At 32.1% G+C, this 12,070-nt stretch carries 11 protein-coding genes and 1 pseudogene; 3 read left to right on the top strand and 9 right to left on the bottom strand.

From position 1 onward, the window contains the following. Positions 1-42 precede the first annotated feature (42 nt). Positions 43-780 (bottom strand): MIP/aquaporin family protein, encoded by a 738-nt coding sequence (locus C683_RS05610; protein ID WP_009491900.1) that lies wholly within the window; start codon positions 778-780, stop codon positions 43-45. A 477-nt stretch (positions 781-1,257) separates the two neighbouring features. Here C683_RS05610 and rpsD point away from each other — a divergent pair, with 477 nt between their 5' ends. Beyond that, entirely contained in the window at positions 1,258-1,869 is a 612-nt protein-coding gene (gene rpsD / locus C683_RS05605) for a 30S ribosomal protein S4 (protein ID WP_009491899.1), read from the top strand. Positions 1,870-1,981: 112 nt separating this feature from the next. Here rpsD and C683_RS05600 read toward each other — a convergent pair whose 3' ends face one another. Next, the gene (locus C683_RS05600; RefSeq protein WP_009491897.1) at positions 1,982-2,515 is read right to left on the bottom strand and encodes an HdeD family acid-resistance protein; all 534 of its coding nucleotides are present in this window, start codon (positions 2,513-2,515) and stop codon (positions 1,982-1,984) included. A 150-nt stretch (positions 2,516-2,665) separates the two neighbouring features. Between C683_RS05600 and C683_RS05595 the strand changes: the two genes are divergently transcribed. Continuing rightward, positions 2,666-3,289, top strand: coding sequence for a superoxide dismutase (locus tag C683_RS05595; protein WP_040388762.1), 624 nt, complete (start codon positions 2,666-2,668; stop codon positions 3,287-3,289). Positions 3,290-3,449: 160 nt separating this feature from the next. Here the strand turns inward: C683_RS05595 and C683_RS05590 are convergent, their stop codons facing one another. The 3 genes and pseudogenes from C683_RS05590 to C683_RS05580 form a co-directional block, all read right to left on the bottom strand. Further along, positions 3,450-4,961 carry a peptide MFS transporter gene (locus tag C683_RS05590; RefSeq protein WP_040388753.1) on the bottom strand — a complete coding sequence of 504 codons (1,512 nt, stop codon included), beginning with the start codon at positions 4,959-4,961 and terminating at the stop codon, positions 3,450-3,452. Positions 4,962-5,238: 277 nt separating this feature from the next. Further along, positions 5,239-6,684, bottom strand: coding sequence for a C69 family dipeptidase (locus tag C683_RS05585; RefSeq protein WP_009491891.1), 1,446 nt, complete (start codon positions 6,682-6,684; stop codon positions 5,239-5,241). A gap of 126 nt (positions 6,685-6,810) precedes the next feature. Next, positions 6,811-6,990 (bottom strand): annotated as a pseudogene (locus C683_RS05580) (2-hydroxymuconate tautomerase); the annotation flags it as partial. 98 nt (positions 6,991-7,088) lie between these two features. Here C683_RS05580 and C683_RS05575 point away from each other — a divergent pair. Continuing rightward, the gene (locus C683_RS05575) at positions 7,089-7,523 is read left to right on the top strand and encodes a YueI family protein (protein ID WP_009491886.1); all 435 of its coding nucleotides are present in this window, start codon (positions 7,089-7,091) and stop codon (positions 7,521-7,523) included. 37 nt (positions 7,524-7,560) lie between these two features. Here C683_RS05575 and C683_RS05570 read toward each other — a convergent pair whose 3' ends face one another. The 4 genes from C683_RS05570 to C683_RS05555 form a co-directional block, all read right to left on the bottom strand. Continuing rightward, entirely contained in the window at positions 7,561-8,199 is a 639-nt protein-coding gene (locus C683_RS05570) for a deoxynucleoside kinase (RefSeq protein ID WP_009491884.1), read from the bottom strand. Positions 8,200-8,372: 173 nt separating this feature from the next. Continuing rightward, the gene (gene tyrP, locus C683_RS05565) at positions 8,373-9,788 is read right to left on the bottom strand and encodes a tyrosine-tyramine antiporter (RefSeq protein WP_009491882.1); all 1,416 of its coding nucleotides are present in this window, start codon (positions 9,786-9,788) and stop codon (positions 8,373-8,375) included. 88 nt (positions 9,789-9,876) lie between these two features. Further along, complete coding sequence (tdc, locus tag C683_RS05560) at positions 9,877-11,730, bottom strand: tyrosine decarboxylase (RefSeq protein WP_009491879.1); 1,854 nt, start codon at positions 11,728-11,730, stop codon at positions 9,877-9,879. Positions 11,731-11,743: 13 nt separating this feature from the next. Then, the coding region (locus C683_RS05555; RefSeq protein WP_040388751.1) for a S4 domain-containing protein at positions 11,744-12,070 on the bottom strand (327 nt) is incomplete at its 5' end.

Here is a 12,070-nt window from a genome sequence, read left to right as displayed (position 1 = left end):
AAAAAGATACTCGTAATCTTTATTACGAGTATCTTCTCTTTCTTACATATATAACATTTTGAATAATGCTACGGCAACAATACTTGCTAAAATTGGCATTACTACTGGTACCCAAGCATAATCCCAATGAGAACTTCCTTTATGTTTTAAAGGTAACACTTGGTGTAAAATACGTGGAGCTAAGTCACGAGCAGGGTTTAACGCTGGACCTGTTAATCCACCTAGTGATAAAACAAGAGCTAAAACTAAAAATCCTAGCGCAAAGTGTGCAGTTCCTTGATTATCTTGGAAGAAAGCAGCCTTAGTAATTCCTAAAGCAGCAAAGAATAAGATAAATGATCCAACAAATTCAGAGAACACACCGTTCCAAGTGCTATTTGCAGCTGGAGTTGTTGCAAATGGTGCAAAAACTAACTCTGAGTTTTCTGTTTTATCAAAGAATGGTTTGAAACCAACATAAACTAAGAATTGTCCGATAAATGCACCTAAAAATTGAGCGCAGACATAAGGTAATACTTCGTTCCATGGGAATAAACCACTTACTGCTAATCCAATCGTAAAGGCTGGATTGATATGGTTCCCACTAATACCACCAAAAATCATTGCTGGTAACATAACCGCACATCCATAACCAATAGCGATTAATAACCAACCTGTCTTATGTCCTTTTGTTCCTGTTAATTCTGCGTTTGCTACAGAACCATTTCCGATTAATACCATTAAAGCTGTAGCAATAATTTCAGAGATTACACGAACAGATAATGAAAAATCTGCTTCCATTTTCTTCCTCCAATAAAATATTTTTTATAATAATTGCATATGATTTGACTTTTTTATTTTATGGTATTATGAACATTTTGTCCATACTTTTTCATATTTTCAGAAAATAAATCAAGAAATAAAAAAAAGAGAAGACTAGCCTTCTCTTCTCTCTCAACGTTTATAACGACAAATATCACTTGCTTTCTATTATACATAATTTTCATGAAAAAGAAACAATTTTATTTTTTCTTTCATTTATATAGAGGTGGATAGAAAAAACTATCATTGCTTTTTTAAAGAAATATGATATAATCAAGAGCGTGTAAAATAATGCAGCTAAAAAACAGTATCGCGTCAACAGTTTATTGCCTATATGGTTCAATTGTGTACCCCGGCTGCAACGGTGAAGATTGAAGAATAAACTGAACGTATATGAAGTTTTTACTTATTATTTTACTCCAAAAAATACATTTATATTATTGGAGGAATTTAACTATGTCTCGTTATACAGGACCAAGTTGGAAAAAATCTCGTCGTTTAGGTATCTCATTATCAGGTACTGGTAAAGAATTAGCACGTCGCCCTTATGCACCAGGTCAACATGGACCAAACAACCGTGCTAAATTATCTGAATACGGATTACAATTAAACGAAAAACAAAAATTACGTAACATGTATGGTATGAATGAACGTCAATTCCGTAACTTATTCATCCAAGCTGGTAAAATCAAAGAAGGTAAACACGGTGTTAACTTCATGGTTTTATTAGAACAACGTTTAGATAACGTAGTTTACCGTTTAGGACTTGCTTCTACTCGTCGTCAAGCTCGTCAATTCGTTAACCATGGTCATATCTTAGTAGATGGTAAACGTGTAGATATCCCTTCATACCACGTTGAAGTTGGTCAAGTGATCTCTGTTCGTGAAAAATCTCAAAACATGGTAGCAATGAAAGAAGCTATGGAATCAATCGTTGGACGTCCAGCATTCGTTTCATTTGACGAAGATAAAATGGAAGGTAGCTTAACTCGTTTACCAGAACGTGATGAGTTATACCCAGAAATCGACGAATCATTAATCGTTGAATTCTACAACAAAAAACTTTAAGATATCTTTTCTGCGATATCTTTTGGATTTTATGCAAAAAGCACTCTTTATCGAGTGCTTTTTTTGTATAAAAAAACCGATGCCAAAGACATCGGTTTTTCTTTTGATATTTTTAATAGCGTAAAACAAAAGCTTCCCAAATATATTGAATTCCAAACCACATAAAGAATAAAGAAACAAGATAACAACACACTACACTAGAAGCTACTGGGTTCATAAACAACCAAACGCCTAAGAAAATTCCTAAAAGACTAGCAATTAAAGTGAACCAATAATATCCTTTACCGACTAAACGAGCAAAATCTAGTAGGAATAAATTGTCTACCGAATCGATCACAAACCAAAAAGCAAAGATATATGGTAAAACTTCTATACCAAAAGAGATATTGAAGAGTAATACTACTCCCAATACAATAAGAAGGATTCCCATTACTAAAGAAACCCAATGTTTATTTTCAATTCCTAATTGTTTATGTAGTTGATGACGGAAGAAAAGTTCCAACACACCTTCGACAATCGCCACTATTGCTACATAAATGACAATCCATTCTAAACTAAAACTTGGATTGATCAATAATATAAAAGACACCACCAAAAATAGAATCCCAACAATGAGACTCATCCAATTAAATCTTCTCTTTTCCATTTTTCTCCCTCCTCTCTTCTATTATACCGAAGATAGAATTCATCTCTCAAACAATAACTCTTTTTCTTTTTTGGGTAATTTTGAGCAAAATAAACTCATTTTTTGTGGTTTTCTATTATAATGAAGAAAGAGAGAATAAAGGAGGAAATAATTATGTTTCAATTACCAGATTTACCTTACGCTTATGATGCATTAGAACCTATCATTGATGAACAAACTATGCATTTACATCATGACATGCACCATCAAGCTTACGTGAACAATTTAAACGCAGCCTTAGAAAAACATCCTGCGTTACAAAATAAATCTTTAAACGAATTAATGAGTGATATCCAAGCTTTACCAGAAGATATCCGCACTGCAGTTCGTAATAACGGTGGAGGTCACTTCAACCATTGCTTCTTATGGCAAGAAATGACTCCAGAAAAATTAGTAAAAGATCCAATGGATTTCCGTATCGGTAAAGCGATTGTTGAAGCTTTTGGCTCTTTTGAAAACTTCCAAGATGAATTTACAAAAGCAGCAATGGCTCGCTTTGGTTCAGGATTTGCTTGGTTAGTTGTAAATAAAAACAAAGAATTAGAAGTAATTTCTACACCAAATCAAGATACTCCATTAGATGGTGGTTATACTCCAATTATGGCGATTGACGTTTGGGAACATGCTTATTACTTAAAATACAACAATCGTCGTAAAGAATATGTTGATGCTTTCTGGAAAGTATTAAACTGGGACTTCATCAACGATAACTACGATCGTGCAATGGAAAAATAGTAAAAGAGATAGTTGGGAAGAATTTTCTTCCCTATCCTTTCCATTCAAAAATGATATTCTATAAAAGCCCAAACATTTAATGTTTGGGTTTTTTATTACAAAAAAAACTCCTAAAAGCTCATCACTGCTTTTAGGAGTTCTATTATTTTTAAATGATAAATTAGCGAATACCACGCATTTTACGTTTCATCCATGGAGAAAGTAATAATACGACAACTGCTAATACGATTGCTAAAGCACCTAGGAAACCGAAATATTTAGATTCAGACCATAAGTTATATAAACGTACTAACTGAGCGTTTACCCCTTGCGCTGTCGCTGAAGCTAAGAACCACATAGATAACATTTGTGACTCAAACGCTTGTGGAGCTAATTTTACAGAAACACTTGATCCAACTGGAGACAAGCATAATTCTCCAAGTACGCATAAAATAAAGGAAGCAACTAACCACATTGGGTTAATTAATGTATCTGATTTCATTCCCATTGTTGGAATTACCATTAATAAGAAAGATAATCCAGCAAATAATAATCCTAAACTAAATTTAACCGGAGTAGATGGTTGACGTTTACCCATTTTTGCCCAAATCATTGATAAGACAGGAGCTAATAATACAATAAATAATGGGTTAATAGATTGGAAGAACGCAGCTGGAATTGTATAGTTAATTCCTAAAATTCCTTCCAAGTTTCGTTGTGTATTTGTATCTGCAAAGGCACCTAAAATAGAAGAACCTTGTTCTTGGATAGACCAAAACATTACTGCAGATAAGAATAACGGAATATAAGCTAACAGACGAGATTTTTCTTCTGTTGTTGTCTTATGACTACGATACATCATTGTGAAGTAGTATACTGGGATAACAATTCCTAAGAATGTAATCAAGTATGAGAAATTATCAAAAGTTAATTGGTTTGTCATATAAGCAACTCCTGCTAAGGCAGCTAAAATCACAACCCAAATACTTACAATCTTAATCACACGTTTTTTCTCTTCTGGGCTCAATGGGTTTGGTACGTCTTTTCCGACTAACCCTAAAGATTTTTTACTATATAGCATATACCCTAATAGAGCTAACGCCATCCCAACAGCAGCAGCACCGAATCCCATATGGAATCCATATTTTGTTTGTAATTGTCCAACGACTAATGGAGCAACTAATGCACCCATGTTTACTGACATATAGAAAATAGTGAATCCATTATCCATACGTTCGTCGTCTTTACGATATAATCCACCAACTACGTTTGAAATATTAGGCTTCATTAAGCCTGTACCAACAATAATTAACAACATTGAGACTAAAAATAATGGAATCCCACCGCTTGGAATTGCTAAAACAATATGTCCAAACATAATTAAAATTGCGCCATAGAATAATGCAGAACGGGATCCAATTAAACGGTCAGCAACCCAACCACCCATGATACCTGTCATATAGATCAAAGCACCATATAAAGACATAATGGATTGTGCCATTCCTTTTTCTAGTCCTAATCCACCACTCGCAACTGCTGTATACATGAAGTATAGTAAAATTGCGCGCATCCCATAGTAACTAAATCGTTCCCAAAACTCGATAAAGAATAAGTTTCCTAATCCTTTTGGATGACCGAAAAAGCCCGTCTGGGGAACGCTTTCTACCATCTCTTCTCTTGTGTACCTAGCCATAAAATCAACTCTTTTCTAAAATTTTGTATTTTTGATAGTGTACCAAATTGAATTCTTATTTGTCAAATAAAAAATAAAATATCTTTAAAACAAATTAAAATCACAAACTATAACAGCTATATTTCTTTTCAAAAAAACAAAATCTATTCTTTTATGCATAGGATTTTTCTACTTTTAAGTCTCTTTTTCATCCTTTAATTTACGTTTTTTATTTTTCACAAAAAAATCACTCTCAAAAGTATTTTTTACTTCCAAGAGTGATTGTGAAATTTATCTTTTATAAATGACTATTATGTTTATCATTCGTTTGAGTTGTAGCAATAGTAATACATTCATTATTTAATGTTGTAAACTGTTTTCTAGCCCAAGTAGCTTGGTTATCATTACATTTTGTTAAATAAGTAGCTAAATTCCCTTTATAAGATTTTGCTTTTTTATCATTAGCTGCCAAATTCTTTTCTAATTTTGCTTGAACTTTTTCTTTTACTGGTAAAATATGATCTTTATAAAGAGCATTATGATAAGTAGTTCCCATTAAAGTAGTTAATTTATAAGTCCAGTAAGCAGAATCTGTACTATAAGTACCATTTCCTTTTTGATAAGCTTTAGGTGTACCTTTAATATCTGTATAGAATGGAACATAAACACTAGTTGATGGAGAAGCCATAGCCATCCATTGAATTCCTGTTAATGATTTCTTTTGATTTGGACGTAATTGTAAAATATGGGATTCTACATTAGTTGCAACATTAATGGCACGGTAGCCTCCTTTATTTTCACCCATAGTATCATATTTTGTACCATCAAAATGATCTCCTAAAACACGGCCTACTTTATCAATCGTAATCTTTTCATCTGGCTTCATAAATGTCTTCCATTGATGACTAGTAATCTTTTGTTTTTTTGAAGGAGTCAAAAGACGTTGACCTGCCCAAATACGTGGATAATTGTATTTAGCATCTTCTTTATCATCTGTACCAAAAGCTTTAGCAAAATTTAGCTTACCATCTTTTAATAGATGATGTTTTTTAGCAAATTTTGGCAATGATTTTGAATACATGAAGTTTTTATGATCTTTAAAATTAATATTTCCTAGTACTAATTTATTAGGAATTACTGCATAAGTATTACTTGGGACACGTTGAGCTACCCATTGATGACCAGAACCAATTTCCATATACCAAATTTCATTTTTATCCGAGAAAATAATACCATTTGGAGCTGTGCTTCCTTTTTCTTCTACGATTTTACCTAAACGTTCCACTCCTTCTTTTGGTGAATGAATATAAGGTAAAACGACATTTAACATAGAAGCTTCATCAATCCCATCTTTGACGAAAGGATCAATTTTTTGAATTTTATCATTTGTTTTTGCAGATTCTGTTGCACTCATCGCAACATTTTTTTCATTAATGCCACCTTCTAAAAAATAACCTTCTTTTTCATTATAGTCTGGCATTCCAGTGTAACGTAATGCTTTTTTAGGAATTGGGTAATGAAATTTGTTGATATTTGCATGGAATTCTTTTTGTTTGTTTGTCTTTGCTGGATAAACTTTAAAATATTTCGCATGGTGAGTAGATACATCTTCATTACGAGCAATCATGGTTGACCCATCTTTTGTTGCTTGATTTCCCACAACCACGGTTGTACAAGCTTGTGCTTTTTGCATACCTAGTAAACTTAACCCTAATCCAACACCATATAACCATTTTCTATTCATTATTCTTCCTCCTCTTAAGAAAACGTTTACATTTTGTATTATACTCCTTTTTTTTCATTAAAAAAGTTATTTATCTAACAAAAAAAATCCTTAAAGAGTAAATCTTCAAGGATTTTCTTTTATATATTATTTTACTTCTCCGCCACAACCATAGTCTCCATGTTTCATATCACGGATAATAACATGGATACGTTCTTTTGGTACATCTGCATCTTTGGATACAACTTCTGTAATATCTTCAATTAATGCTTTCTTTTGTTCTGGAGTTCTTCCTTCTAATAATTCTACATGAATAAATGGCATACTTTTTCTCCTTTTTTATTTTTATTATACTCTAAGTTCTACATTCTCGTAAGTGATTTTTGTTATAATATAAGGGAATAAAATAAAGGCAGGAGAAGTTTATGAAAGACGTGCAAGATTACTTAGAAAAAGGAATGTACGGTGGTCCTCAAATCAAACCTGATGAAAAGCGTCGCTATTTAGGGAATTTTTTAGAACGTTGCTACTTGTATGTGGAAAACAAAGATCAAAAAGCAGACAATTTATGGGAACAATTAGAAGATACACTACAAAAAAATGAAGGTACGCTTTATATTCACCAACAAATTCCAACAACGATACAAGATCGTTGTATTCAATTAGCACAAAAATATCAGCGTCCATTTACTATGGTGAATGGCTTACCTCTAGCCGATGACACAGTTATTTTAGTCTATGCTGCTAAAGAAGCCGTCCATGTAGAAAATCCTTGTTTCCAAGCAAAGGAAAAACAAGAACAATCTTTATCTACCAAAGAGCATCCCTCTTTTTGGCAACGACTATTTCATAAAAAATAAAAAGAACCCTCAAAAGAGAGCTCATCTTTTGAGGGTTTTATTTACGATATTCTTTTAATTGTGGAATTTCTTTTTCAATAAAAGCTTGGACTTTTTCTGGCTCTTCAATAATTTTCCATTCATCAATATCAATTTTTAATTTAGGACCTTGATATTGCTCATACCAAGCGCAATAGGCATCATATAAGGTTTTATAATATTCATAACGATGACACCCTTCTTCTAATTGTTCATAATCACGATTTCTTTCCTTAATACGTTCTAGAATCGTTTCAAAACTTCCTTCTAGATAAATTAAGTAATCAATCGGCTCTTCCTCTGCTTCTTGTTCCAAAAAATGAATGAACTTTTGTAAAATATCTTGATATAACTGATATTCAACGTCTTTCATATATTCCATTTTTTGGAAAGTCGCTGCGTATACTTCATCTTCATAAATCGAACGATCTAAGATGAAATCTCCTTCTTGTAGCGCTCGCTTCATTCCTTCAAAACGATCATTTAAGAAAAATAATTGTAGTTGAAATCCCCATTCTTTTGGTTCATGATAAAATTTCTCTAACAACCAGTTTTCTTTTACTGCTTCCCATAATGGTTCTAATTGATACCATTTTGCTAATTGATTTGTATATGTTGTTTTTCCAGCACCCATCATGCCAGCCACTACAATGTTCATAGTTCCACCTATCATTCGTTTATTTTTTAATCACAAAGTTTATTGTATTCTTTTCCTTTAAGATACGCAACGAATAAAAGATAGTTCTTAAAGAATAAACAAATATTGTTCGTTATACACGAACAAAAAGAAAAAAGTAGTTCATAAAAGAACTACTTTTTTCCCTTTTTCTATTATTTTAAATCATCTAAAACGTCTTGTTCCCATGAATCTTTTTTCGCTTTATCAATTAAAATAGGAACAATTACTAAAATAACAGTTAAAATCACAATCATGATAGATTGCTTAATATCTGATGCAAATAAAGTAGCAAAGATAACTACTGCAATCCCAAATAATAAAGCACCTGCCACAGTAAATGCTAATCCATTTCCTTTTTTACCAATACGATATGGACGTTCTGCATTAGGTTGAGATTTTCTTAATTTAATTAAAGCTAATGCAATTAATACATACACAATAGCATATAAAATTGTTGTTGTATTTGTTAATGTTAAGAATACACCATTTACATCATCCATAAATCCATACATTAGTGCAAATAAAGAAATACAGATAGTTTGAGTTAATACTACATTCTTAGATACACCATATTTATTTTGACGATAAAAATGCCATTTAGGTGGTAATTGACCAGCTTTTGCTACTTGGATCATAGTTTGACCTGGTCCTGTTACCCATGCAGACAATTGAATTAATACTCCAATTACAACTAAGAAACTAAATACATTTGCAATCCATGTTGGTAAGTGTAACACATTACAATATAATAAAATAGGTTGTGTAATATTTGATAATTCAATGTGTCCACTTGGAACAATATTAGCAACAAAAATAGAGTTAACAATATTCATTAAAATTAAACCTAATAATGCAATTAAAATACCTTTAGAGTAATTTTTTTCTGCATCATGTAAACGTGGAATATATACAGATGATAATTCAATACCTACAAAAACAAAAGCAATTGCTGCGAAATATTGTAATGATTGTGCATCATGTGGAATTAATTTATCAAAAGAGAATGCTCCTAATGTGCTAGAAGGATTGATTCCTGTTTTAAATGTAGCTGCAGCACCCATTACCATTAAGATAACAATAGGAATATAAACTCCTAACCAGACACCTAATTGACCACCAATTTTAGCCATATCAAATTTTAAGTTAAGAATTGTAATAATCCAATAACATACTAAAATACAAGCTAATACGAAATAATGATTTGTGCCTAATTCAGCATTCCCAATTGTATTACCGATTAATGGCCCAATTGTTGAAGCTACCATTACCATACCAGGAAACATTTGTACCCATAGTAACCAAGAAGTTACAAATCCCCAACGATTACCTAGTGCAGAAGATACCCATAACTGTGGACCTCCATCACCTTGTAACATTGTACCTAATTCACCTGAAATTAAAGCAACAGGTAAAGCAAAGAAAATAACTGCGAATAACATATATGTAATTTGAGCCCAACCTGTAGCTGCAATAGAAGGGATACTTCTAACAGTAGCACATAATGCCATAGTCATACCGACGAAAGTACCCAATGTAATATTTTTAGAAGTTTTTTGTCCGTCTTCCATGTTTTAAACTTTCTCCTTCCTTAGTTTATAAAATCTAACAAAGAAAGTACTTAATAAAATAAGCACTTTCTTTATTAGCAATTAGAAATTATTTTTCAGATAAAATGATTTCTTCTAAGTATTCTTGTAAAGCCTTTTTAATCTTAGGAGCAAAATATTCAAAATTATCTGCTTTATTCATATATGGAGTCATAACAGAAGAACGAATAACTGTAACTTTACCTTCTTTATTCCATTCTTCTTCACTAAATCCTAATCCTTTAACAAAAGTTAATGGACTATTGCCATAATCTGGAATTGCAAAATCTGTATGAGATACAATATATTCTTTAGAATATAAGTTTCCAGTCACATAAGAAGCATGATCATATAAGTCATGATTTAATTTATTCATATCTGCTAAAGAATCATTTCCTTTTTCTTTAACAACATAATCAACCATATTAAAATCTGGTGAAACTAATGGATGAACTTCAATTGTATGTCCATCAATATCAAATGATAAATCTTTCAAGAAATCATAATATCGATGTGAACTTTCAATAGAAGCTCCGATTAATTTACCATATCCTTTATAATTTAAAGGTAATGTTCTATGAGCTGCCCATACAGAAGCGGCTGTAGCACCAGCTTTAGAACCTTCTAAGATATATGCACCTAGTAATGCCGGAATATCTGCACCTTTTTCAAATACATAGGTAGCAAAATAAGAAATTACATCACGCATACGAATATCTTTGATTGCAATTCCACCAGCTGAATATGGAATGTACCCCATTTTATGTGGGTCAATTGTCACAGAATCCGCATCTTTAATTGCTTCATATGCTTTATAAACATCTTCTTTGATATATTGTTTATTTTCTGTAAATACGCCAGCTTCATAATATTTTTCAGGTAATTCTTCATAAGGGATGAATTCATTATCTTCATCTAAGAATAATGCACGGCCATATCCACCATAGGCAGCATCTACGTGTACGTACATTGCAATTCCTTCTTCTGCTAATTTATCACGTAAAGCAATTACTTCATGAACATTATCTACTGCACCTTCTTCAGTAGAACCAACAACGGCAACTACACCAAGTACTGGAATTTCTTTATCAGATAATTCACGAATTTGTTTTTCTAAAGCAGCTACGTCCATACGATAATCTTCATTAACTGGAACTGGAATTACTTGATCCAATCCAATACCAATAATATCTGCTGCTTTTAACCAAGAATAATGTTTAGTTTGTGGAACAAACCATTTTCCAAGTTTATCTAAGTTCTCTCCTCCACGTGCAGAACGAGATTTTAATTCATCAACCTTATCTTCTTCTCCTGCTTTTTCAAATAAATCCATGATTTCTTTTGTAGATAAGTTTAATAATTCCCATTCTGTTTTTCCTTCTACTAATTCAGGACAAACTTCACGCATTGCTAATGGTAAAGATTTAATATTACGAGCATACCAAAGTCCTTCTAAGTTCGCGATTGAACCATCAGCACAGATATGTCCCCAACCATTTTTATATCCCATTAGTTTAGCAAAATCCATACCTACTTCTTCTTCCATTTGAGATGTAGCAGGTGATGATTCATAAGCTACGTTATTACCATTCCATAACATAGCATAAGTATATGCTAAGATAGATGGCATTAACGTTTCAGAGTTCATGTGACCCCAATATCGGCCAGCTGAATGCCATGGAACTGATTCTGTACGTAAACGATTTGAAACTTCAGCTAAAACTTCTTTCATGTGGTTAGTTGTTTGTTTATAATCTTCAGATGTTTTTTCTTCTTCAGAAATAATATTTTTATCAGAAGGAATATAATTTCTTCTCCAACCAATATGTTCATCAATTAATTGGTTCATTAATTCTTTAAATGTTTCGCCATTTTCAGCTTTATCACCAATAAATAATGCATCAATGTTTAAATTTTTATCCATGATAATATCTCCTTTATTTAATAATTTTTGCAATATAATATTTTTTCTTTCCTTTTCTAATAATTAGATATTCACCATCATAATTATCGTTAGGATTGATAACACTATTAACATCTGTATTTCGGCGCCCATTGATATAAATTGCACCGTTTTCAATATCTTCTCTTGCTTGACGTTTTGATGGTTCAATTCCTGTATTAACTAGTAAATCAACAATATTTACTAGTGAGTTTGAAATAGAAACATGATCTTCATGTGCAAAAACATCATCAATTTCTTCTTTAGATAGTTTTTCAACTTCACCTTTAAACAAAAGATGTGATAATTTTTCAGCATTTTC

The organism is Catellicoccus marimammalium M35/04/3, from assembly GCF_000313915.1.
Classification (GTDB): domain Bacteria; phylum Bacillota; class Bacilli; order Lactobacillales; family Catellicoccaceae; genus Catellicoccus; species Catellicoccus marimammalium.
This window is presented reverse-complemented; position numbering and strand designations above follow the sequence as displayed.